This is a genomic window from Staphylococcus sp. EG-SA-15 (assembly GCF_017151895.1).
GTDB lineage: Bacteria > Bacillota > Bacilli > Staphylococcales > Staphylococcaceae > Staphylococcus > Staphylococcus aureus.
Genome location: NZ_JACVZN010000002.1, coordinates 142249 through 167424, shown reverse-complemented (window position 1 = coordinate 167424; position 25176 = coordinate 142249). Strand labels below are relative to the sequence as shown.

Genomic DNA, 25176 nt, shown 5'->3' with positions numbered 1-25176 from the left:
TAACAATGACAAAAACGAAACAAGCAATACATATTGATAACATATACTGGGAACGTGTTCAGTTATATATTGAAGGACATAGTGAAGGTGTCGATTTAACATCAGGACAATTTGTTCTGAGGAATTTAACCGAAACAAAAACATTAGAAGCAAATGAAATGAAAATAGACGGTAATACATTTATATGTAGATTCAACGTCGCAATATTAGACGATGGGTATTATTTACCAATGGATAAATATTTATTTGTTTATCATGACCAGTTAGAGTATATTGGACAACTTAATCCAAATATTATTAATCAAGCTTATGCGGCATTAAATGAAGAGCAAATTGAAGAATACAATGAGCTGACTACACAAAATGGAAAAGCAAACTATGTGTTAGCCAACGAAGCTAAAGTTTTCCGCAAAGGTGGCGTATCACAACATACGGTCTATACCATTACTCCGGAAATAGCAAGTGACGTTAACGAATTTGTATTTGATATTGAAATCACCTTACCTCAAGAGAAATCAGGGGTCATTGCGACAAGTGCACACTGGCTTCATAAACAAGGTCATAAAGCTTCATTTGAAAGTAGAAGTTTCTTATTTAAAGCTATTTTTAATATTACAAAGTTACTACATATTAAAAGAAGCAAAACAATATTATTCACATCAGATTCGCGTCCGAATTTATCAGGGAATTTCAAGTATGTATATGATGAGTTACTACGCCAAAAAGTAGATTTTGATTATGATATTAAAACGGTATTTAAGGCGAATATTACGGATAGACGTAAATGGAGAGACAAGTTTAGATTGCCATATTTACTTGGTAAGGCAGATTATATTTTTGTTGATGATTTCCATCCATTAATTTATACGGTTCGCTTTAGACCATCACAAGAAATTATTCAAGTGTGGCATGCCGTTGGTGCTTTTAAAACAGTTGGCTTTAGTCGTACAGGTAAAAAAGGTGGTCCGTTTATCGATTCATTAAACCATCGTAGTTACACGAAAGCATATGTTTCATCAGAAACCGATATTCCATTTTATGCTGAAGCATTTGGAATTAGAGAAGAAAATGTTGTACCAACAGGTGTACCACGTACTGATGTACTATTTGATGAAGCTTATGCAACACAAATTAAACAAGAGATGGAAGATGAATTGCCAATTATAAAAGGTAAGAAAGTTATTCTATTCGCACCGACATTTAGAGGTAATGGTCACGGTACGGCACATTATCCATTTTTTAAAATTGATTTTGAACGTTTAGCAAGATACTGCGAGAAGCATAATGCAGTTGTGTTATTCAAAATGCATCCGTTCGTAAAAAATAGACTTAATATTTCACGTGAACATAGACAATACTTTATCGATGTGTCAGATCATCGTGAAGTTAACGATATTCTCTTTGTTACAGACTTGTTGATTAGTGATTATTCATCTTTAATATATGAATATGCAGTATTTAAAAAGCCAATGATTTTCTATGCATTTGACTTAGAAGATTATATTACGACGCGTGATTTCTATGAACCATATGAATCATTTGTTCCAGGTAAAATTGTACAATCCTTTGATGCATTAATGGATGCTTTGGACAATGAAGATTATGAGGTTGAAAAAGTTGTGCCATTTTTAGATAAACATTTTAAATATCAAGATGGTCGCTCAAGTGAACGTTTAGTCAAAGATTTGTTTAGACGCTAATGTTGGCATATATTACTTGCCATGCAAATGAGTCATAAGGCATAGTTTTCAAGAAGGGTTCTGACAATGAAGTGAGCAACATGTCATGATGAGAAGCAGGACTATACAATGAGAATAACCTTTTGATTTTTCATGCATAAGAGGCTGGGACATAAATCCCTAAAAAACAGCAGTAAGATATTTTCTAATTGAAAATTATCTTACTGCTGTTCTCTATTTATACAATACTTCGTATTGAATGGCTTCGCTTTGCCCGTCTGGCACATTACTGTAAAATTCTATAAATAGAATTTTTGATGACGGGTCCCTTCCTAGGGTGCCGTCTCAGCCACCCCAACTTGCACATTATTGTAAGCTGACTTTTCGTCAGCTTCTGTGTTGGGGCCCCTGTCTTCGACTGGCACTGCTCCCTCAGGAGTCTTGCCATTAATACTACGTATTAACATGTAATTTTACTTTTAAATACTTTGAAAAATAAGATGCTTTGCCCAACTTGCACATAAATGTAAAATTCAATAAAATGAATTTTCTGTGTTGGGGCCCCTCCCCAACTTGCACATTATTGTAAGCTGACTTTTCGTCAGCTTCTGTGTTGGGGCCCCTGACTAGAATTGAAAAAAGCTTGTTACAAGCGCATTTTCGTTCAGTCAACTACTGTCAATATAACTTCGTAGAGCATAGAACATTGATTTATGTCCCAGCCTGTTCCAACTGAATTGTCATTTTGTAAAATAAAATAATCAATCCAATCGTTATCTAATTCATAAATGTGTAAACACATACGTTATGAATGGATAACGATTTTTTGTTATGTTAAAGTGGTACATTAATCATGTATTTCGTATGATAATTAACGACAAGTGTAATGGTTAAATGTATTTTATGATGAAATGCTATAATAGGCATGGTTACAATGAGCTTGCTCATATATATTAATATAATTACAAAAACACGTCGGAGGTACGACATGATTAAAACTACAATTAAAAAATTGATAGAACACAGTATATATATGACATTTAAATTACTATCAAAATTGCCAAACAAGAATCTAATTTATTTTGAAAGCTTTCATGGTAAACAATACAGCGACAACCCCAAAGCATTATATGAATACTTAACTGAACATAGCGATGCCCAATTAATATGGGGTGTGAAAAAAGGATATGAACACATATTCCAACAGCACAATGTACCATATGTTACAAAGTTTTCAATGAAATGGTTTTTAGCGATGCCAAGAGCGAAAGCGTGGATGATTAACACACGTACACCAGATTGGTTATATAAATCACCGCGAACGACGTACTTACAAACATGGCATGGCACGCCATTGAAAAAGATTGGTTTGGATATTAGTAACGTTAAAATGCTAGGAACAAATACTCAAAATTACCAAGATGGTTTTAAAAAAGAAAGCCAACGTTGGGATTATCTAGTGTCACCTAATCCATATTCGACATCGATATTTCAACATGCATTTCATGTTAGTCGAGATAAGATTTTGGAAACAGGTTATCCAAGAAATGATAAATTATCACATAAACGCAATGATACTGAATATATTAACGGTATTAAGACAAGATTAAATATTCCATTAGATAAAAAAGTGATTATGTACGCGCCAACTTGGCGTGACGATGAAGCGATTCGAGAAGGTTCATATCAATTTAATGTTAACTTTGATATAGAAGCTTTGCGTCAAGCGCTGGATGATGATTATGTTATTTTATTACGCATGCATTATTTAGTTGTGACACGTATTGATGAACATGATGATTTTGTGAAAGACGTTTCAGATTATGAAGACATTTCGGATTTATACTTAATCAGCGATGCGTTAGTTACCGACTACTCATCTGTCATGTTCGACTTCGGTGTATTAAAGCGTCCGCAAATTTTCTATGCGTATGACTTAGATAAATATGGCGATGAGCTTAGAGGTTTTTACATGGATTATAAAAAAGAGTTGCCAGGACCAATTGTTGAAAATCAAACAGCACTCATTGATGCATTAAAACAAATCGATGAGACTGCAAATGAGTATACTGAAGCACGAACGGTATTTTATCAAAAATTCTGTTCATTAGAAGATGGACACGCGTCACAACGAATTTGCCAAACGATTTTTAAGTGATAACTTAAAAACAATAAAAAATTATAAATTAATTAGTTAAGTGATATAAATAATAAACGAAATGTTTGCTTGTATGTTATTATTTGTGTATGAAAACGTCTGATATAATGTAATATAGGTTTAAACAAAATATGCTAAAATATAAGCAAAATATGTATAATTTTAAGTAATACACAGACATTTAGAGTTTTGATTTTAAAATGAGTTTTCAATTGGAAAATGCAACGAAATTTAAATAATTAAATATAGATATAGTTGAATGGAGGAAGTATTTTATGAAATACGCTGGTATTCTAGCTGGAGGTATAGGCTCAAGAATGGGTAACGTACCTTTACCTAAACAATTTTTAGATTTAGACAACAAACCGATTTTAATCCATACATTAGAAAAATTTATTTTAATTAATGATTTTGAAAAAATTATTATCGCGACGCCACAACAATGGATGACGCATACGAAAGATACACTTAGAAAATTCAAAATTTCTGATGAAAGAATTGAAGTCATTCAAGGTGGTAGCGATCGTAACGATACAATTATGAATATCGTTAAACATATTGAATCAACAAATGGTATTAACGATGACGATGTTATTGTGACACATGATGCAGTTAGACCATTTTTAACACATCGTATTATTAAAGAAAATATTCAAGCTGCTTTAGAGTACGGTGCAGTAGACACAGTGATTGATGCTATAGATACGATTGTTACATCTAAAGATAATCAAACGATTGATGCAATTCCAGTGCGTAATGAAATGTACCAAGGTCAAACACCTCAATCGTTTAATATTAATTTATTAAAAGAAAGCTATGCACAGTTGAGTGATGAGCAAAAGAGTATTTTATCTGATGCTTGTAAGATTATTGTAGAAACAAACAAACCGGTTCGACTTGTAAAAGGTGAGTTATATAACATTAAAGTAACAACACCTTACGATTTAAAAGTAGCGAATGCTATTATTCGAGGTGGTATTGCCGATGATTAATCAAGTATATCAATTAGTTGCACCTAGACAATTTGAAGTTACGTATAACAACGTAGATATTTACAGTGACTATGTCATTGTACGTCCTTTATATATGTCAATTTGTGCTGCCGATCAAAGATATTATACTGGTAGCCGTGATGAGAATGTCTTATCTCAGAAATTGCCAATGTCTTTAATTCATGAAGGTGTTGGTGAGGTCGTATTTGACAGTAAAGGTGTGTTTAATAAAGGTACAAAAGTAGTTATGGTACCGAATACGCCGACAGAAAAAGACGATGTCATTGCTGAAAACTATTTAAAATCGAGCTACTTCAGATCAAGTGGACATGATGGGTTTATGCAAGATTTTGTGTTGCTAAATCATGATAGAGCTGTACCACTACCTGATGATATTGATTTAAGTATTATTTCATATACAGAGCTTGTAACAGTAAGTTTGCATGCTATTCGTCGTTTTGAAAAGAAATCTATTTCAAATAAAAATACATTTGGTATTTGGGGTGATGGTAACTTAGGTTACATTACAGCCATTTTATTACGTAAATTATATCCAGAGTCTAAAATATATGTTTTTGGTAAAACAGATTATAAATTGAGTCACTTCTCATTTGTTGATGATGTCTTCTTTATTAATAAAATACCTGAAGGCTTAACATTTGATCATGCATTTGAGTGTGTGGGTGGTCGCGGTAGTCAATCAGCCATAAATCAAATGATCGATTACATTTCACCAGAAGGAAGCATTGCACTGTTAGGTGTAAGTGAGTTCCCAGTAGAAGTTAATACACGTCTAGTATTGGAAAAAGGACTAACGTTGATTGGTAGTAGTCGAAGTGGTTCAAAAGATTTCCAAGATGTTGTAGACTTATACATTCAATACCCAGATATTGTAGATAAATTAGCGCTGTTAAAAGGTCAAGAATTTGAAATTGCAACAATTAATGATCTTACAGAAGCTTTTGAAGCAGACCTGTCTACATCTTGGGGTAAAACAGTATTAAAATGGATTATGTAAATAGAAAAGGATGAATTAACGTTGGTTAAAAGTAAGATATATATAGATAAAATCTATTGGGAACGTGTTCAGTTATTCGTTGAAGGACATAGTGAAAACCTAGATTTAGAAGATAGTAATTTTGTATTAAGAAATTTAACTGAGACACGTACAATGAAGGCGAATGATGTCAAAATAGATGGGAATCAATTCGTTTGTCGTTTCAATGTAGCTATCTTAGATAATGGTTATTACTTACCTGAAGATAAGTACTTATTAGTGAATGAGCAAGAACTTGATTATATTGCACAGTTAAACCCAGATGTGATTAATGATGCATATCAAAATCTAAAGCCAGAACAAGAAGAAGAATACAACGAATTAGAAACACAAAATGGTAAAATCAATTTCTTATTGCAGACTTACCTAAAAGAGTTTAGAAAAGGTGGCATTTCGAAGAAAACGGTTTATACTGTTACACCTGAAATTTCTAGCGATGTTAATGAATTTGTCCTTGATGTTGTTGTAACGACTCCGGAAGTTAAAAGTATTTATATCGTTCGTAAATATAAAGAATTACGTAAGTATTTTCGCAAACAATCATTTAATACAAGACAATTTATTTTTAAAGCGATATTTAATACGACGAAATTTTTCCACTTGAAAAAAGGAAATACGGTGTTGTTCACATCAGACTCTAGACCAACGATGTCTGGAAACTTTGAATACATCTATAACGAAATGTTACGTCAAAATTTAGATAAAAAGTATGATATTCACACTGTTTTTAAAGCGAATATTACAGATAGACGTGGCATCATCGACAAGTTTAGATTGCCATATTTACTTGGGAAGGCAGACTACATTTTTGTTGATGACTTTCACCCATTGATTTATACAGTGCGTTTTAGACGTTCTCAAGAAGTTATTCAAGTATGGCATGCCGTTGGTGCCTTTAAAACAGTTGGCTTTAGTCGTACTGGTAAAAAGGGTGGACCATTTATTGATTCATTAAATCATCGTAGCTATACAAAAGCTTATGTATCATCTGAAACCGATATTCCATTCTACGCTGAAGCATTTGGTATTAAAGAGAAAAATGTAGTGCCTACAGGTGTTCCACGTACTGATGTACTATTTGATGAAGATTATGCGACACAGATCAAACAAGAGATGGAAGATGAATTACCAATTATTAAAGGTAAGAAAGTCATTCTTTTCGCACCAACATTTAGAGGTAGTGGTCATGGTACAGCACATTACCCATTTTTCAAAATTGATTTCGAACGTTTAGCAAGATATTGCGAAAAAAATAACGCGGTTGTATTATTTAAAATGCATCCATTTGTGAAAAATAGACTTAATATTGCAGACAAACATAAACAATATTTTGTTGACGTTTCTGACTTTAGAGAAGTTAATGATATACTGTTCATAACAGATTTATTAATTAGTGACTATTCATCTTTAATATATGAATATGCAGTATTTAAAAAGCCAATGATTTTCTATGCATTTGATTTAGAAGATTATATTACGACGCGTGATTTTTATGAACCATATGAATCATTTGTTCCAGGTAAAATTGTGCAATCATTTGACGCATTAATGGACGCCTTGGACAATGAAGATTATGAAGGAGAAAAAGTCATTCCATTCTTAGATAAACATTTTAAATATCAAGATGGCCGATCAAGTGAGCGTTTAGTCAGAAATTTATTTGGTAGCTAAGTTTATATAGTAGTCAAAGTGGGAGAGGTATAATGATGAAATTTTCAGTAATAGTTCCAACATACAATTCAGAAAAGTATATAACAGAATTACTTAATAGCCTTGCGAAACAAGATTTTCCGAAAACTGAATTTGAAGTGGTTGTAGTTGATGACTGTTCAACAGATCAAACGTTACAAATAGTTGAAAAGTATCGTAATAAATTGAACTTGAAAGTAAGTCAACTCGAAACAAATTCTGGTGGTCCAGGTAAACCTAGAAATGTGGCTTTAAAACAAGCAGAAGGTGAATTTGTATTATTTGTGGACTCCGATGACTATATAAACAAAGAGACTTTAAAGGATGCAGCAGCATTTATTGATGAACATCACTCAGATGTCTTGTTGATTAAAATGAAAGGTGTTAATGGTCGTGGTGTACCACAATCTATGTTTAAAGAAACAGCACCTGAAGTTACTTTGTTAAATTCAAGAATTATCTATACTTTAAGCCCAACTAAAATCTATAGAACAGCATTACTAAAAGATAATGACATTTATTTTCCAGAAGAATTAAAGAGTGCAGAAGATCAATTATTTACAATGAAAGCATATTTGAATGCAAATCGAATCAGTGTGTTAAGTGATAAAGCGTATTATTATGCTACAAAGCGTGAAGGTGAACATATGAGTAGTGCGTATGTTTCACCTGAAGACTTTTACGAAGTCATGAGATTGATTGCTGTAGAAATATTAAATGCAGATTTAGAAGAAGCCCATAAAGATCAAATCTTAGCAGAATTTTTAAATCGTCATTTTAGTTTTTCTCGTACGAATGGCTTCTCACTTAAAGTTAAACTAGAAGATCAACCGCAATGGATTAATGCTCTAGGAGACTTTATACAAGCAGTTCCAGAACGTGTAGATGCATTGGTGATGAGTAAATTACGACCATTGTTGCACTACGCGAGAGCGAAAGATATAGACAACTATAGAACTGTAGAAGAAAGTTACCGTCAAGGTCAATACTACCGTTTTGATATTGTAGATGGTAAATTAAACATTCAATTCAATGAAGGCGAACCATACTTTGAAGGCATTGATATCGCTAAGCCAAAAGTGAAAATGACAGCATTTAAATTTGATAATCATAAAATTGTTACAGAGCTAACGTTAAATGAATTTATGATTGGCGAAGGACATTATGATGTCAGACTTAAATTACATTCACGAAACAAGAAGCACACAATGTATGTACCTTTAAGTGTCAATGCGAATAAACAATATCGTTTTAACATTATGTTAGAAGATATTAAAGCGTATTTACCTAAAGAAAAAATTTGGGATGTTTTCTTAGAAGTCCAAATAGGTACGGAAGTATTTGAAGTGCGTGTTGGTAATCAACGTAATAAATATGCATATACTGCAGAAACAAGTGCATTAATTCATTTGAATAATGATTTTTATAGATTAACACCGTATTTCACAAAAGACTTTAATAACATTTCGTTATACTTTACAGCTATTACATTAACGGATTCAATCTCAATGAAGTTAAAAGGTAAGAACAAAATCATTTTAACTGGTCTGGATCGTGGTTATGTATTTGAAGAAGGTATGGCTAGTGTCGTGCTAAAAGACGACATGATTATGGGGATGTTAAGCCAAACGTCAGAAAACGAAGTGGAAATCTTACTTAGTAAAGATATTAAGAAGCGAGACTTCAAAAATATTGTTAAGTTAAACACTGTACATATGACTTACTCGCTAAAATAAATAATAAATGCCCTCAAATCTATGTGAACTAACATGATTTGAGGGTTTTATTTTGCTATTTATGAAATGATTATGACATTTCCCTGATTTTCATTTTCATATACATTAAATTGTATACACTGAAAATGAGGAGGTCGTCTATAATGATAAATAAAAATGACATAGTAGCAGATATAGTAACAGATTATCCGAAAGCAGCAGATATTTTTAGAAGCGTAGGTATAGACTTTTGTTGCGGTGGACAAGTAAGTATAGAAGCAGCATCCTTAGAAAAGAAAAATGTAGATTTGAACGAATTATTACAGCGTCTCAATGACGTTGAACAAACGAATACACCAGGTTCGCTTAACCCTAAATTTTTAAATGTTTCGTCACTTATTCAATATATTCAAGCAGCATATCATGAACCTCTTAGAGAAGAATTTAAAAATTTAACACCTTATGTGACGAAATTATCGAAAGTACATGGACCTAACCATCCATATTTAGTCGAGTTAAAAGAAACATATGATACATTTAAAAATGGCATGTTAGAGCATATGCAAAAAGAAGATGATGTTGATTTTCCAAAACTAATTAAATATGAACAAGGTGAAGTAGTAAACGATATTAATACAGTGATTGATGATTTAGTATCTGATCACATTGCAACGGGACAATTGTTAGTGAAAATGAGCGATTTAACATCTAGCTATGAACCACCGATAGAGGCATGTGGTACGTGGCGACTCGTTTATCAGAGATTAAAAGCACTTGAAGTGTTAACACATGAGCATGTTCATTTAGAGAATCATGTTTTATTTAAAAAAGTATCATAAATAACGCGATTAGAAACTGTTGGCAAAGTAATGTCAGCAGTTTTTCGCTATACTTAACAGAAATTTAGTGATATGAACAGCATTATTTGAAAAGAAAAATGGTCAACTTAGCATAAAAATTGATATGAAAATTTAATGGTATAGATAATTAAATAGTAGCGTGTTTTTTTAATAATTTATTCATGAATTTTACATGCACTATTATGATAAAATAAACATAATTATAATTCACTGAGGTGCTATCGTGCTATCGCTAACAATGTTATTACTTGAGCGTGTAGGTTTAATTATTATTTTGGCCTATGTGTTGATGAATATTCCATATTTTAAAAACTTAATGAATCGTCGACGTACATGGAAAGCACGTTGGCAATTATGTATTATTTTCAGTTTGTTTGCCTTAATGTCTAATTTAACTGGTATCGTCATCGATCATCAACATAGTTTGTCAGGAAGTGTGTACTTCCGTTTAGATGATGATGTATCTTTAGCTAACACACGTGTATTAACGATAGGTGTCGCAGGATTAGTTGGTGGCCCTTTTGTAGGTCTATTTGTTGGCGTTATTTCAGGTATTTTCAGAGTGTATATGGGTGGGGCGGATGCACAAGTTTATCTTATCTCATCTATATTTATCGGTATAATTGCTGGTTATTTTGGCTTACAAGCTCAAAGACGCAAGCGTTACCCGAGTATTGCGAAAAGTGCCATGATTGGAATTGTTATGGAAATGATTCAAATGTTGAGCATTTTAACATTTTCCCACGACAAAGCATATGCGGTTGACCTCATATCATTAATTGCACTACCAATGATTATTGTTAATAGCGTCGGTACGGCGATTTTTATGTCTATTATCATTTCAACATTAAAGCAAGAAGAGCAAATGAAGGCGGTTCAAACACACGACGTACTGCAATTGATGAACCAGACATTGCCGTATTTTAAAGAAGGATTGAATAGAGAATCGGCACAGCAAATTGCGATGATTATTAAAAATTTAATGAAAGTATCTGCCGTAGCAATTACAAGCAAAAATGAAATCTTATCGCATGTAGGTGCAGGTAGTGATCATCACATACCAACAAATGAAATATTAACAAGTCTGTCTAAAGATGTATTGAAATCAGGGAAGTTGAAAGAAGTTCATACTAAAGAAGAGATTGGTTGTAGTCATCCGAATTGCCCGCTTAGAGCAGCTATCGTGATACCACTTGAGATGCATGGTTCTATCGTCGGTACATTGAAGATGTATTTTACAAACCCTAATGATTTAACTTTTGTGGAACGTCAACTTGCAGAAGGATTGGCAAATATTTTTAGTAGCCAAATTGAACTTGGTGAAGCCGAAACGCAAAGTAAGTTATTGAAAGATGCTGAGATTAAGTCATTACAGGCACAAGTGAGTCCACATTTTTTCTTCAATTCAATTAACACGATCTCAGCTTTAGTTAGAATAAATAGCGAAAAGGCACGAGAGTTACTATTAGAATTGAGTTATTTTTTCAGAGCGAATTTACAAGGCTCTAAGCAACATACGATTACTTTAGATAAAGAGTTAAGTCAAGTGCGTGCATACTTATCACTCGAACAAGCACGTTATCCAGGAAGATTTAATATCAATATTAATGTTGAAGACAAATATCGCGATGTGCTTGTACCACCATTTTTAATTCAAATTTTAGTTGAAAATGCCATCAAACATGCGTTTACGAATCGAAAGCAAGGTAACGATATTGACGTGTCAGTGATTAAAGAAACTGCAACACATGTACGTATTATTGTACAAGATAATGGTCAGGGTATTTCTAAAGATAAAATGCATTTGTTGGGAGAAACATCTGTAGAATCAGAGTCTGGAACTGGTAGTGCTTTAGAAAATTTAAACTTACGCCTAAAAGGATTATTTGGAAAATCCGCAGCATTACAATTTGAATCGACATCGAGCGGTACCACTTTTTGGTGTGTACTTCCTTATGAAAGACAAGAGGAGGAATAAATATGAAAGCATTAATCATAGATGATGAGCCATTAGCACGTAATGAATTAACATATTTATTAAATGAAATTGGTGGTTTTGAAGAAATTAATGAGGCAGAAAATGTAAAAGAAACATTGGAAGCACTACTGATCAATCAATATGACATTATATTTTTAGATGTCAATTTAATGGATGAAAATGGGATCGAATTAGGAGCTAAGATTCAAAAGATGAAAGAGCCACCTGCGATTATTTTTGCAACTGCACATGACCAATACGCAGTACAGGCATTTGAATTAAATGCGACAGACTATATTTTGAAACCGTTTGGTCAAAAACGTATTGAACAAGCAGTCAATAAAGTGCGTGCGATTAAAGCCAAAGATGATAATAACGCAAGTGCAATTGCGAATGATATGTCGGCGAATTTTGATCAAAGCTTACCTGTTGAAATTGACGATAAAATTCACATGTTAAAGCAACAAAATATTATTGGGATTGGCACACATAATGGTATTACAACCATACATACAACGAATCATAAATACGAAACAACAGAGCCATTGAATCGTTATGAAAAACGATTGAATCCCACTTATTTTATACGTATTCATCGTTCATATATTATTAACACGAAACACATTAAAGAAGTGCAACAATGGTTTAACTACACTTATATGGTAATATTGACAAATGGTGTCAAGATGCAAGTTGGACGTTCATTTATGAAAGATTTTAAAGCGTCGATAGGATTACTTTAACAGTAATCCTTTTTTTTATGCATTTTACCTATGATATTTTGTATTTCGGACTAAAAATCACGCAAATCGAAGTGAGCCATCTATACTTTAGTTAAATCAAACGTAGGAGGCAATGGTCGTGAAACAACAAAAAGACGCATCAAAACCAGCACACTTTTTTCACCAAGTCATTGTAATTGCTTTAGTACTCTTTGTATCGAAAATAATTGAATCATTTATGCCAATTCCTATGCCTGCATCAGTAATCGGTTTAGTATTATTATTTGTATTATTATGTACTGGTGCTGTTAAGTTAGGCGAAGTCGAAAAAGTAGGAACGACACTAACAAATAACATTGGCTTACTCTTCGTACCAGCCGGTATCTCAGTTGTTAACTCTTTAGGTGTCATTAGCCAAGCACCATTTTTAATCATTGGACTAATAATCGTCTCAACAATACTATTACTTATTTGTACTGGCTATGTCACACAAATTATTATGAAAGTTACTTCGAGATCTAAAGGTGACAAAGTCACAAAAAAGATCAAAATAGAGGAGGCACAAGCTCATGATTAACCACTTAGCACTAAACACACCTTACTTCGGAATACTGTTATCCGTTATACCATTTTTCTTAGCGACCATATTATTTGAAAAAACAAATCGTTTCTTCTTATTCGCACCGCTATTTGTCAGTATGGTATTTGGTGTGGCCTTCCTCTATTTAACAGGCATTCCGTATAAGACTTACAAAATAGGTGGAGACATTATTTACTTCTTCTTAGAACCGGCAACAATCTGTTTTGCGATTCCGTTATATAAAAAGCGTGAAGTGCTTGTTAAACATTGGCATCGTATCATCGGAGGTATTGGTATCGGTACAGTTGTAGCGTTATTAATTATTTTAACTTTTGCGAAGTTAGCACAATTTGCCAATGATGTTATTTTATCAATGTTACCTCAAGCAGCAACTACAGCGATTGCGTTACCAGTATCAGCTGGTATCGGTGGTATAAAAGAATTAACATCATTAGCAGTTATTTTAAATGGTGTCATTATTTATGCACTAGGTAATAAATTCTTGAAGCTTTTCCGAATTACTAACCCTATTGCCCGAGGATTAGCACTTGGAACAAGTGGTCACACATTAGGTGTAGCACCAGCCAAAGAATTAGGACCTGTAGAAGAATCAATGGCAAGTATAGCTTTAGTGTTAGTTGGTGTAGTTGTTGTAGCAGTTGTGCCTGTCTTTGTAGCAATATTCTTCTAAAACGAAAAACCTAAGCAAGATAATAGCAATTTGAGCCATTGTTATTATCGTAAAAAAACGTCTATACTCCAGTTTATAACTGGGATATAGACGTTTTTATGTATTTATTACTTTTTACTAGGAATATAAAACTGTGCATGACGATAATGAAATACGATGTCAGACGAATCAAAGGGTTTGCCAGTCATTGTATAAAAAGTCTGGTGGTAACGTAAACATGGTTCACCTGTAGACAATTGTAGTAATGAAGCTTCACTTGAAGTGAGTTTATCTACATTAAAGAAAATATCTGAAAAACCAATACGAAGTTTCATGTTTGATTCTAAATAATCGAAGATAGAGCCCTTAGCAATATCATCATTTAAATATTTCACGATTTCTTTATGATAATAAGAATATTCGATACATAAAACATCATCGTCCACGAATCTTAATCGCTCTAAATAGTAGACGGTATCATCTGCATTTAATTGGAGCTCATCTTGTACAGATTTAGGTGGCGTTGCAATCTCCTTAAAAACAAGTACCTTACTTGTCATTCGGTGTTCACCTAAACTTTTAGAGAAACCATTAGTCTTAAAGACGTTGATACGATTGGCATCAGCAATATTTCTCACATAAATACCACTGCCTTGTGCTTGATAGATCAAACCATCTTGTTCCAATAAGCCTAATGCTTTAATGATAGTACTCTTACTTACTTGATAACGTTCTTTTAATTGCGTCACGCTTGGCAATTTATCACCGGGTTTGAAATTAGATTGATGTATAAACGCATTAAGTTGCTTAGCAATATGTTCATACTTTAACAATATTCTGTCCTCGTTTCACTTTGTCTGTAATTATTATAGCACAAAATATTATAATTGTATCGGCGTTTACAAATTGAACCGGTACAATTATAATTGGAGGTAAGTAAATACATTTTCATTCTACTATCAAGTTGAGGGGGTAATATTTATGAGCAATAAATATAAAGAACAAGCCCAAGACATTCTTACAGCTGTAGGTGGTGTCGAAAACATTGTTGATGCAACGTATGATACGAAGTGCATTACAATTCATATGCAACATACAATTCCTTCTACAGCAAATGAAGTGAAACAAATAGTTGATGTGACATCTGTAGCAGAAAATGATGCGCAGTTAGTCATAAAATTAAATGGAAATGTCGATGAAGTGTATCAGCAATTACAGCGATTAATTAAGAATGCTAATGTTGAAGATGGTACGAATACTGACAATATTAATAGCCAAGATACAAGTTATACACCTCAAGTAAAAGTAACAACACCAATTTTAGTGAAAGCACCAATCGCTGGTCGTCGTATTTTACTTAAAGAAGTAAGAGATTCAATTTTTAGAGAGAAAATGGTAGGTGAAGGCTTGGCAATCAAAGCTCATGAAGAATCCAAAGTAATCGCACCGGTCAATGGTTTAATATCTATGATTGTACCAACTAAGCATGCAGTTGGTATTCAATCAGAAGACGGTGTGGACATAGTCATTCATATTGGCGTGAATACAGTTGACTTGGAAGGTAAAGGGTTTAAGTGCTTTGTAAAGCAAAATGATCGTGTTGAAGCAGGGCAAACGTTGTTACAATTCGACCAGCAATATATACAACAACAAGGCTACAATGCTGACGTTATTGTCGTTATTAGCAACTCTGCCGATTTAGGAAAAGTAGAACTGACAATGAATGAAATCATTACGACTGAAGATGTTATTTTTAAAATATTTAAAAACTAGGAGTGTGTTGTAATAATGACCAAATTACCGCAAAATTTTATGTGGGGTGGCGCTCTTGCCGCAAATCAATTTGAAGGTGGATATGATAAAGGTGGCAAAGGATTAAGTGTAATTGATGTTATGACGAGTGGTGCACATGGCAAAGCACGTCAGATTACAGAATCTATAGATCCCAATCACTATTATCCAAATCATGAAGGTATTGATTTTTATCATCGTTATAAGGAAGATATTGCCTTGTTTAAAGAAATGGGATTGAAATGTTTACGTACGTCGATTGCGTGGACACGTATCTTTCCGAATGGGGATGAAGATGTGCCAAATGAAGAAGGACTCGCCTTTTATGATCGTATCTTTGATGAATTAATTGCACAAGGTATTGAACCTGTTGTGACGTTATCACATTTTGAGATGCCACTTCATTTAGCGAAACATTATGGTGGATTTAGAAATAGAGAAGTTGTCGATTATTTTGTGCATTTTGCGCGTGTTGTATTTGAAAGATATAAAGATAAAGTGACATATTGGATGACGTTTAATGAAATTAATAATCAGATGGACACATCAAATCCTATCTTTTTATGGACGAATTCTGGAGTAGCATTGACAGAAAATGATAATCCCGAAGAAGTCTTGTATCAAGTAGCACATCATGAACTTTTAGCCAGTGCTTTAGCGGTTCGTCTTGGTAAAGAGATCAATCCGAAGTTTAAGATTGGAACAATGATTTCACATGTACCCATTTATCCATATTCGTGTCATCCGAAAGATATGATGGAAGCACAAATTGCGAATCGCTTACGTTTCTTTTTCCCGGATGTTCAAGTAAGAGGTTATTATCCAAGCTATGCTAAAAAAATGTTGGCACGAAAAGGATATGATGTTGGATGGCAAGAAGGGGACGACAGTATTTTACAGCAGGGCACGGTTGATTATATTGGCTTTAGTTATTACATGTCTACGGCTGTAAAACATGATGTTGATACTACAGTTGAAAACAACATCGTCAACGGTGGTTTGAATCATTCTGTGGAGAATCCGCATATCGCAACGAGTGATTGGGGTTGGGCGATTGATCCAGATGGCTTAAGATATACATTGAATGTGTTATATGATCGTTATCAGTTGCCACTTTTTATTGTGGAAAATGGTTTTGGTGCAGTTGATGAAGTGGTAGATGGACATATTCATGATGATTATCGCATTGAATATTTAAAAGCACATATTACAGCAGCGATGGAAGCAGTTGATCAAGATGGTGTAGATTTAATCGGTTATACGCCATGGGGAATTATTGATATTGTTTCATTTACAACCGGTGAAATGAAGAAACGCTATGGTTTAATATATGTTGATCGAGATAATGATGGTCATGGCACGATGGAACGCTTGAAAAAAGATTCGTTCTATTGGTATCAACAAGTGATAGCATCAAATGGAGATAAATTATAAAGGTATATTATAAATATTTTAGGGTTAGAGCCCGAGACATAAATTAATATCTCAGGCCCTACAGTGTTATATTGGCGGGCTCCCAACATAGAGAAATTGGAACAGCAATTTCTACAGACAATGCAAGTTGGCGGGGCCCCAACACAGAGAATTTCGAAAAGAAATTCTACAGGCAATGCAAGTTGGGGAGGGACAGAAATAAATTTTTCGAAAATATCATTTTTGTCTTACTCCCTTTATCATTTCTGTCCTAATCCCGTGATGTTAAAATTTTAAGAAAAAAATAATGCCACTAACTAAGTATGTATAGTGTTAATGTTTGAGTGTTTATGAAAGTCTTTAACCAAAATTGATGACTTACTAATCAACGATAACGATATTGTTAAGTAGATGATTAGTGTCACAAAGAAATTAAAGTGATAGTCAAACATAGATACAAAGTACAGTTAGTGGCATTATATTTAGTCCTCTTTTTTAGCGACAAAAGTAATATAATTCATATCTTTACGCAATTTAGTCATCGTTTTAAACATTTTACAAAACATTGATCGATTTTCTTTTTTTAAAGCATTGTTGATAATCTTTATAGTTCCAACAATACCTTCGTCATAAATTAAACCTTTTGGTGTCATTAAACTCATTGGACCAGTATGATAATGCACATGATTAAAACCAGCTTGATTATATAAATCTAACCAGCCAAGTTTCGTCTGCGGTGAGACATTGACATTAATAGCTGCAGATAATGATTTAACTACATGTGTGGCATGTGATTCATTAACGATGACAATATCATGTGTTAACAAGATACCCCCAGGCTTTAAGACTCGGTAGTACTCGCGTAATGCTTTTTCCTTTATGGCGATGGGTAACATTGTTAACATTGCTTCATTTAAAACGATATCGAATTGATTGTCATCAAAGGGCAATTTAACAGCATTCGCTTGTTGAACTTGAATATATGATTCAAGACCTGCTGCTGAAATATTTTCCTGTGCTTTTTCTAATGCTTTCTTATTTATATCAACGCCTTGAATGTGACAGCCATATGTATGAGCTAGATAAATAGATGTTGTGCACATATTACATGCCACTTCTAACACTTGTTTATCTTGTGAAAATGCCCCTTGTTGTATTAACCAATCTGTTGCTTCTTTACCACCGGGGCGTAGACGAGTTTTTCCTAATTTAGCTAAAAATGTATGACCAGCTTCTTTAGACATAGCATAACCTCCTTGTAATTGATAATTATTATCATTAATATAGCATATTTATATGCGATAATTTGGAAGTTAAAAAGATTACAAAAAATTGTCACTTCATTTATAACTAAACATGAGTCATCAAGCATAGGTTTAGTGGAAAATTATTTCTAATAGATGATGTTTTATAAAGATAAAAAAGCACAGCCATGATATACGAATGTTGCAAGTTATATGCTAAACCTTCATATCATAGCTGTGTTTGATTCATTTAAACTTGATTTACTTCTTCTAGTAGAGGAATAGATGCTTGCGCGCCGTGTTTTTGTACAGTGAGTGAGCTCGCTTTATTACCAAAATCAATAGCATCTGCTAAGTTATCTTGCGACTTGTTTAAGCGACTGACAAATGCACCAATAAATGTGTCGCCTGCAGCAGTTGTATCAATCGCATTTACTTTATAAGCTTCGATGTGTTGGCTTTGATTTTTAGTAGCAAAATATGTACCTTGCTTACCTAGCGTAATCAAAACAGTCTTAATGCCTATAGATAAAAAGTAATTGGCATTGTCTTTCATAGATTGTTCATTAGTTACTTTAATCCCAGATAACAATTCGGCTTCTGTTTCGTTTGGCACAATAATATCGATTAATGATAATAATTCATTAGGTAATGCTTTCGCTGGTGCAGGATTTAATACTGTCGTCACACCATGTGCCTTGGCAATTTCAAATGCAGATATAATAGCCGGGATGGGTACTTCTAATTGTGCAACGACAAAGTCTGCATTGATTATAGCGTCTTTTGCGTTAATAACATCTTCAGGTGTCATCGTCATATTCGCACCACCATAAACATAGATGGTGTTTTGTCCTTCTGCATTCACAGTGATAAAGGCTTGGCCCGTTTTTGCTTCAGCTGTTTTGATAATATATGATGTATCAATATGAGCTGCTTTAAAATCTTCTAAGATGAAATCAGCAACGCCATCAGTGCCAATTTTAGTAATAAATGTTGTGTCTGCTTGCATGCGTGCAGTGGCAATAGCCTGGTTGGCACCTTTACCTCCGCCGAATGCTTTTTGTGCTTCTTCAACATGTAATGTTTCGCCTGGTTGTGCATATCTTTCAACTGTTAAAAATTGATCGACATTCGTTGAACCTAAAATAACAACTTTGTTGGTCATGTGTACGCTCCTTTCAAGTTATAACTTTTAAAAAGTAACATTCGATTCTAATGCAATATTAGAGTAGGGCGTTGTTTCACCAGTACGAATATTACCTTTATTTAATGTGTGAGCTAAGTTACTTTTCATTTCTTCGTGAGGAATGAAAATGATTTCTATTTCCGATGAAATCAATTGTTTAATTTGTTGCAATTGTGTAGGGTTATGTTCTTTTATTTCTTCTGCTAAGTATATTTTTTGGATTTCCATTTCTTCTAACACTGTAGCTAAGACATCAATAAAGCGTGGTAAGTTTTTAGTTACAGCTAGGTCGATACGACGATGATCATTTGGAATTGGCATGCCAGCGTCATTAATCGTTAATAAATCAAAATGACCAATTGTCGCGATTGCTTTTGAAATATGTTCATTTAAAACAGCTGATTTTTTCATGACATCTACACTCCTTATTTTATAAATACTGTAACAGAAGCGGCTACTAAAATGAGTACTAAGCCGATGATTGTAATAACCATTTCTTTTGACGTTTTATGTTGTTTTAAGAAATAAATACCAGTTAATGTAGCAAGCACAACGGATGTTTGAGAAAGAATAAATCCAGTTGCTAAACCATTCATATTAGGTTGTGCTGAAATAAGATATGTTAAAGCACCAAATGCAAAGAAGAAACCTGAAATAATTTGTAACCACGTAATTTTATTACGGAATGGATTCTCTGCTTTCATATTCATAAAGCCATAAATGACTGCAACAATTACCATACCCATTGCTTGAGGTAAAAAGGCAGTTAGGCCATCAATAGAAGTTGCTTGCGGTGCAGCTGAATATAACCAGTATCCAAATTCACCAATTAACAGAAGTACCACTGCACGACGTAAATTTTTGGCGTTACTTGCTTCTTTGCGTTCACTCCAAACTGTCATACGCGCTCCAATTAGAATAACGACTAAAGCTGTAAATCCAATGATTTTATGACCAATGCCTGGCCAATTTCCTAATGCAAAGACACCCCATAAAGATGCGCCTAATAATTGGAATGCTGTTGTGACTGGCATGGCACGAGATGAGCCGACTAATTCGAACGCTTTAAATGTAATGATTTGTCCGAATCCCCATCCTGCACCTGATAATAAGGCGAATAGCAAATTGGTTCCAGTAGGGAAGCCACTTGATGTGACTACGGCTAATATAATAGCGAAGATTAACGTACCTACAGTAGCACCGATAATTTGATGTACAGGTTTACCACCAAACTTTGAAGCGACTGTTGGGAAGAAGCCCCAGCCAATTAAGGGGCCTAACCCGATAAGTAATGCAACAATGCTCATGTTATACACCTCACGATTTGTTTTTAGTAAAACGTTTTACCAATGCCATCGTACCATTTTTATTTGCAAAATGCATGCGTTTTCATAAAAACTGAAAACGTTTAAATCATATTTAAAAATTCATACATTATTATTTTAATTTCTTAGTGAAATAATTATGATTAAAAACCCTCAGCATTAAAGCAACGCTAAGGGCCTAACAATGATGAGTATATTTCGGAAGATACGTAGTTAGTTTGAAAGATGATAGCCAGTTGTTGCACGAATTTTTAAAGTCGTTGGTAATTCAATCATATCAATGGATTTATCTAAGTGCTGTAATCGTTGAAGTAATAAGGTTAAAGATGTTTTGCCAATATCAGTTATAGGTTGTGCCACAGTAGTTAAAGGTGGCGAGACGTACGCTGCATAATCAATGTCGTCATAACCTATTAATGAGATATCTTTCGGAATACTGATGCCATGTTCAATTAGTCCTCGTAAAATGCCAATAGCGAGTTCATCGTTAATAGCGAAGATTGCAGTGGCAGATTGAACCATGATGTCATCAACAATGGTTAGCCCACCGCGCTTAGATAATTCAGTATGGACGATTTGTGGTTCTGGCAATTGATTCGCGCGCAAAGTATCGACAAATCCAGCGACACGAGTCGACATATTCGCCATCATGTCATATGGTGCAACAATTATCATATTGTTGTGACCGAGTTCTATTAAATGTTGTGCTGCAAGTTGTCCACCTTGATATTCATTTGTCCGAACAAAATCTGTATAGCCTTGATGGTCATTTTGATCCAGTACGACATAAGGTACATGATGTTTCTTTAGATAGTTATTTAGGGCGTCCGGGGATGATATGTATTGTGCGATAATTAATCCGTCAATACCTCGATCAATTAAATGTTTAATATTGTCATACAAATCAGTTGCTGTAGATGTTAAAAAGCATAAATCAACATCAGATGGTTTATGGTCATGAATACTTTGCATCAGTGCTGAGAAAAACGGATTTGTTAAGCTAGGTAAAATGACGCCAATAGTTTGAATTTTACTGCCGCGCAATTGTTTTGCATGTTTATTAGGGGCATAGCCTAAACGTTCTGAAACAGCATGTACGTTTTTTATCGTTGTTGCGGAAAAACGACTATCATTATGATTTAAAATATGTGACACAGTTGTAACTGATACACCAGCTTCTCTAGCAACATCTTTAATTGACACTTTTTTCATATTATATTCCTTCTCTTTATTGTGTAATTAATCATACAGTTATATACCCGATTATTATATTCATCATATCATGATAAACATTGGATGACATATGAAGACGTGCATGACTTTTATTGTCTACAAACAGACGCCTATAGTATGCGATTAAGGTTGAGGCGAGAGAATATATTATTAAGGTTAAATAACTTTTAATGATTATGATAACAAGAATTTTAAAATGTTTATTGTGATGAAAAATACAAAAGTCATTATTTTAAAGAATAAAATATTTGTTTTTGAAAAAAGTATTAAAAAACATAACGAAATGATGTATATTGAACTATGTGATTGAAAAAATTTTTAATTAAGGCTTGTTAAAAATTAAGAGAGGATGTTTTTAAATGCAATTCAAATTAAAAGAAGAAGAGATTATTAGTTTTTTAGAATTGAAATATCCAGAAAAAGAGTTCGAATATGGTCGTTTGTTAGTTGGACAACATAAACGTGATGATTTAGATGTTTATTACTTTGGTGATACGTTTTTAATGTGCACGATTATTTCATTCAAAACATTTGAAATTAAAGAAACAGTAGAATTATCATATGATGCTGTTAATCGTATTGTGTTAAAAGATGGATGGTTATTTAGAAAAATGAGAATAGAAACAATGCAAAAAGTGTTAAAATACGGTACTTCTAAATTAATGTTAACTGATTTTCAAAAGGACAATTATAATAAATATATTCAAGGTCAGAAACAACGCGTGATATTTGAAAATGGCCATTTTGTCTAATTGATAGTGAATATAATTAGAGTAAGAGGCTGGGACATAAATCCCTAAAAAACAGCAGTAAGATAATTTTCAATTAGAAAATATCTTACTGCTGTTCTCTATTTATACAATACTTCGTATTGAATGGCTTCGCTTTCCTAGGGTGCCGTCTCAGCCTCGGTCTTCGACTGGCACTGCTCCCTCAGGAGTCTCGCCATTAATACTACGTATTAACATGTAATTTTACTTTGAAATACTTTTAAAAAATAAGACACTTTGCCCAACTTACACTACCAATAGAAACTTCTGTTAGAATTCCTCAAAATGATATTTCGCGACATGTTAATGAAATTGTTGAAACGATACCTGATAGCAAATTCGATGAATTCAGACATCATCGTGGCGCAACATCCTATCATCCAAAGATGATGTTAAAAATCATCTTATATGCATATACTCAATCTGTATTTTCTGGTCGTAGAATAGAGAAATTACTTCATGACAGTATTCGAATGATGTGGTTAGCTCAAGATCAAACACCTTCTTATAAAACTATTAATCGTTTTAGAGTGAATCCTAATACTGATGCGTTAATTGAATCTTTATTTATTCAGTTCGCTTATTTTTCTTGAATTTCTTGTATATCATTTTAAAGTGATATAGATATTTCGAAACATAATTCTTCTATTATATTTAAGATTTAACCGTTTTTGGAATGATCATGTATGCAGACAATGAGCCGAGTATCATTAATACAATGCTGACGATAAATGTTACAGTTGCCGCTACACTTGGTGCATAGTTTAGTTGTAATATACTGAAAACTGTAGTACTTAGTGCTATACCAAAGGCGCCACCTAATGTACCACTCATTTTATATAATCCTGTAGCTAAACCAACTTTTTCATTTGGCATACTGAAAATTGCAATTGTAAGGCCGGGTGTTGCGACTAAACCATTTCCAATTGCGCAAATGACAAACCCAATAACAACAGCAATGATATATTGTGATGGTTGAAGTGATGTCATGCTAATAATAGTGATGCCGATGACAGGGAACAACGGACCAATGATGAGCATCAATTTGCCACCGAAACGTAATGTTGCTTTTTCACCTAAACGAATCATCGCAACTGCCACAATGGCATATGGCAATGTAACAAGTCCAGATTGCGCAGCTGATAAACCAAGGTGTGTTTGAGCATATATGAAAAAGACCACTGTTACGCCTAGACCGCTATTTAAAACAAAGTTATTTAAAAATGCACCAATGAACGGACGGTTGCGTAATACTGAGAAATCAATAAAAGGTACTTCATGTCGACGTTCGATGATGATGAATATCAACGTAGTGATGATAAAAATGCTCAGACAAATGATTGAAAATGTACTAAACCAACCTTGTTCGAATCCTTGTGTTAACAATAATGTAAAGCTACCAATCATAACAGCGAAAATCGACATACCTTTGTAATCGAATGGATGACGGTGGCTATGTTGACTTACTTTTTCAGGTGTGCCTTTTAGAAGCAATATGGCAATGAAAGCAATGACTATACTAATGATGAAATTCGTTTGCCATCCGAAATTTGAGGCAATTAAACCGCCGATAACACCAGCTAGGCCGATGCCACCAACAGTACTAATCATTAGATAACTAATCGCTCGTCTTAAATGTTCTCCTTTAAATTGATTATTTAACACGCCAACTGTTGAAGGTAACAAGATAGCTGCTGATAGACCTTGTAAAATTCTACCGATGATGAGCAGTGCAGTGATGTCCGATATAATTAATAGAAGAGATGCAAACATACTGATTATGAGACCCATGTATGTCATTCTCAGTTGTCCTATTTTATCAGCAATATCACCTGCAGCCACCATGAAGATACCTGTGGCGAAGGAAGTTAAACTAATAGATAAATTTAACACGGCAGGAGAGGTTTGATACGTTTGACCAACGAGAGGTCCTATATTAATAAATGATTGTGCAAACAACCAATATGTTAATGCAGACAACATAATCGCAATAATAATATTACTGCGTGGTGAAGATTGTGTGTTATTCACAGATGTCACTCCTTGTAAAAATTAAATATAGAAAGTCATGAGATGAAGTGAACGGATGTATAGATGATCGTTCACTCACACAT

22 protein-coding genes and 2 pseudogenes are annotated in these 25176 nt (G+C 33.7%); 17 read left to right on the top strand and 7 right to left on the bottom strand.

Going from position 1 to position 25176, the window contains the following annotated elements:
• The first annotated feature begins 5 nt into the window (after nt 1–5).
• The 11 genes from tarK (at nt 6) to lrgB (ending at nt 14121) form a co-directional block, all read left to right on the top strand.
• The gene (tarK, locus tag IDG64_RS02835) at nt 6–1700 is read left to right on the top strand and encodes a teichoic acid ribitol-phosphate polymerase TarK (RefSeq protein WP_000167991.1); all 1695 of its coding nucleotides are present in this window, start codon (nt 6–8) and stop codon (nt 1698–1700) included.
• A 967-nt stretch (nt 1701–2667) separates the two neighbouring features.
• On the top strand, nt 2668–3837 hold the full coding sequence (gene tarF, locus IDG64_RS02830; protein ID WP_000598251.1) for a teichoic acid glycerol-phosphate transferase TarF: 1170 nt from the start codon (nt 2668–2670) through the stop codon (nt 3835–3837).
• 275 nt (nt 3838–4112) lie between these two features.
• A complete protein-coding gene (locus IDG64_RS02825; RefSeq protein ID WP_000872486.1) occupies nt 4113–4829 on the top strand; it encodes a D-ribitol-5-phosphate cytidylyltransferase in 717 nt (238 codons plus the stop codon).
• Nucleotides 4822–5847 (top strand): ribitol-5-phosphate dehydrogenase, encoded by a 1026-nt coding sequence (locus tag IDG64_RS02820; protein ID WP_000610203.1) that lies wholly within the window; start codon nt 4822–4824, stop codon nt 5845–5847. The genes IDG64_RS02825 and IDG64_RS02820 overlap by 8 nt, the downstream gene beginning before the upstream one ends.
• A gap of 21 nt (nt 5848–5868) precedes the next feature.
• Nucleotides 5869–7557 carry a teichoic acid ribitol-phosphate polymerase TarL gene (tarL, locus tag IDG64_RS02815; RefSeq protein WP_000240922.1) on the top strand — a complete coding sequence of 563 codons (1689 nt, stop codon included), beginning with the start codon at nt 5869–5871 and terminating at the stop codon, nt 7555–7557.
• A gap of 32 nt (nt 7558–7589) precedes the next feature.
• Complete coding sequence (gene tarS, locus IDG64_RS02810) at nt 7590–9311, top strand: poly(ribitol-phosphate) beta-N-acetylglucosaminyltransferase (protein WP_000975346.1); 1722 nt, start codon at nt 7590–7592, stop codon at nt 9309–9311.
• 143 nt (nt 9312–9454) lie between these two features.
• Nucleotides 9455–10129, top strand: a complete 675-nt coding sequence (gene scdA, locus IDG64_RS02805; RefSeq protein ID WP_000608821.1) for an iron-sulfur cluster repair di-iron protein ScdA — start codon at nt 9455–9457, stop codon at nt 10127–10129.
• 244 nt (nt 10130–10373) lie between these two features.
• Nucleotides 10374–12128, top strand: a complete 1755-nt coding sequence (locus tag IDG64_RS02800; protein ID WP_000950281.1) for a sensor histidine kinase — start codon at nt 10374–10376, stop codon at nt 12126–12128.
• A gap of 2 nt (nt 12129–12130) precedes the next feature.
• Complete coding sequence (locus tag IDG64_RS02795) at nt 12131–12871, top strand: response regulator transcription factor LytR (protein WP_000645450.1); 741 nt, start codon at nt 12131–12133, stop codon at nt 12869–12871.
• A gap of 112 nt (nt 12872–12983) precedes the next feature.
• Nucleotides 12984–13427: an antiholin-like murein hydrolase modulator LrgA gene (gene lrgA / locus IDG64_RS02790; protein WP_001792906.1), complete on the top strand. Its 444-nt coding sequence runs from the start codon at nt 12984–12986 to the stop codon at nt 13425–13427.
• The gene (lrgB, locus tag IDG64_RS02785) at nt 13420–14121 is read left to right on the top strand and encodes an antiholin-like protein LrgB (protein ID WP_000607067.1); all 702 of its coding nucleotides are present in this window, start codon (nt 13420–13422) and stop codon (nt 14119–14121) included. Before lrgA ends, lrgB begins: the two co-directional genes overlap by 8 nt.
• A 107-nt stretch (nt 14122–14228) precedes the next feature.
• Here lrgB and IDG64_RS02780 read toward each other — a convergent pair whose 3' ends face one another.
• Nucleotides 14229–14933 (bottom strand): GntR family transcriptional regulator, encoded by a 705-nt coding sequence (locus IDG64_RS02780; protein ID WP_000922326.1) that lies wholly within the window; start codon nt 14931–14933, stop codon nt 14229–14231.
• A gap of 148 nt (nt 14934–15081) precedes the next feature.
• Between IDG64_RS02780 and IDG64_RS02775 the strand changes: the two genes are divergently transcribed.
• The gene (locus IDG64_RS02775; protein WP_000066928.1) at nt 15082–15873 is read left to right on the top strand and encodes a PTS sugar transporter subunit IIAB; all 792 of its coding nucleotides are present in this window, start codon (nt 15082–15084) and stop codon (nt 15871–15873) included.
• 15 nt (nt 15874–15888) lie between these two features.
• Nucleotides 15889–17325, top strand: a complete 1437-nt coding sequence (locus tag IDG64_RS02770; protein ID WP_000163989.1) for a 6-phospho-beta-glucosidase — start codon at nt 15889–15891, stop codon at nt 17323–17325.
• A 461-nt stretch (nt 17326–17786) separates the two neighbouring features.
• On the opposite strand, the gene IDG64_RS02765 is transcribed toward IDG64_RS02770, so the two are convergent.
• The gene (locus IDG64_RS02765; RefSeq protein ID WP_000031269.1) at nt 17787–18548 is read right to left on the bottom strand and encodes a class I SAM-dependent methyltransferase; all 762 of its coding nucleotides are present in this window, start codon (nt 18546–18548) and stop codon (nt 17787–17789) included.
• Between the two features lie 18 nt (nt 18549–18566).
• Here IDG64_RS02765 and IDG64_RS02760 point away from each other — a divergent pair, with 18 nt between their 5' ends.
• Nucleotides 18567–18701 carry a hypothetical protein gene (locus IDG64_RS02760; RefSeq protein WP_001789470.1) on the top strand — a complete coding sequence of 45 codons (135 nt, stop codon included), beginning with the start codon at nt 18567–18569 and terminating at the stop codon, nt 18699–18701.
• A 97-nt stretch (nt 18702–18798) separates the two neighbouring features.
• Here IDG64_RS02760 and rbsK read toward each other — a convergent pair whose 3' ends face one another.
• The 4 genes from rbsK to rbsR all read right to left on the bottom strand — a co-directional run bounded on the left by rbsK (nt 18799) and on the right by rbsR (nt 22271).
• Nucleotides 18799–19713 (bottom strand): ribokinase, encoded by a 915-nt coding sequence (rbsK, locus tag IDG64_RS02755; RefSeq protein WP_000182741.1) that lies wholly within the window; start codon nt 19711–19713, stop codon nt 18799–18801.
• 27 nt (nt 19714–19740) lie between these two features.
• On the bottom strand, nt 19741–20145 hold the full coding sequence (rbsD, locus tag IDG64_RS02750; protein ID WP_000747874.1) for a D-ribose pyranase: 405 nt from the start codon (nt 20143–20145) through the stop codon (nt 19741–19743).
• 14 nt (nt 20146–20159) lie between these two features.
• Entirely contained in the window at nt 20160–21041 is an 882-nt protein-coding gene (gene rbsU / locus IDG64_RS02745) for a ribose/proton symporter RbsU (RefSeq protein WP_000029204.1), read from the bottom strand.
• 231 nt (nt 21042–21272) lie between these two features.
• Entirely contained in the window at nt 21273–22271 is a 999-nt protein-coding gene (rbsR, locus tag IDG64_RS02740; protein WP_000757881.1) for a ribose utilization transcriptional repressor RbsR, read from the bottom strand.
• Between the two features lie 150 nt (nt 22272–22421).
• On the opposite strand from rbsR, the pseudogene IDG64_RS02735 reads away from it, so the two are divergent.
• From IDG64_RS02735 to IDG64_RS02725, 3 genes and pseudogenes are all read left to right on the top strand, one after another.
• A pseudogene (locus tag IDG64_RS02735) lies at nt 22422–22602 on the top strand (NADH-quinone oxidoreductase subunit L).
• A 49-nt stretch (nt 22603–22651) separates the two neighbouring features.
• Nucleotides 22652–23044: a hypothetical protein gene (locus IDG64_RS02730; protein WP_001159764.1), complete on the top strand. Its 393-nt coding sequence runs from the start codon at nt 22652–22654 to the stop codon at nt 23042–23044.
• A gap of 245 nt (nt 23045–23289) precedes the next feature.
• Nucleotides 23290–23640, top strand: a pseudogene (locus tag IDG64_RS02725) (IS1182 family transposase); the annotation flags it as partial.
• A gap of 76 nt (nt 23641–23716) precedes the next feature.
• Here the strand turns inward: IDG64_RS02725 and IDG64_RS02720 are convergent.
• Complete coding sequence (locus IDG64_RS02720) at nt 23717–25093, bottom strand: MFS transporter (protein ID WP_001066547.1); 1377 nt, start codon at nt 25091–25093, stop codon at nt 23717–23719.
• Between the last annotated feature and the right edge of the window lie 83 nt (nt 25094–25176).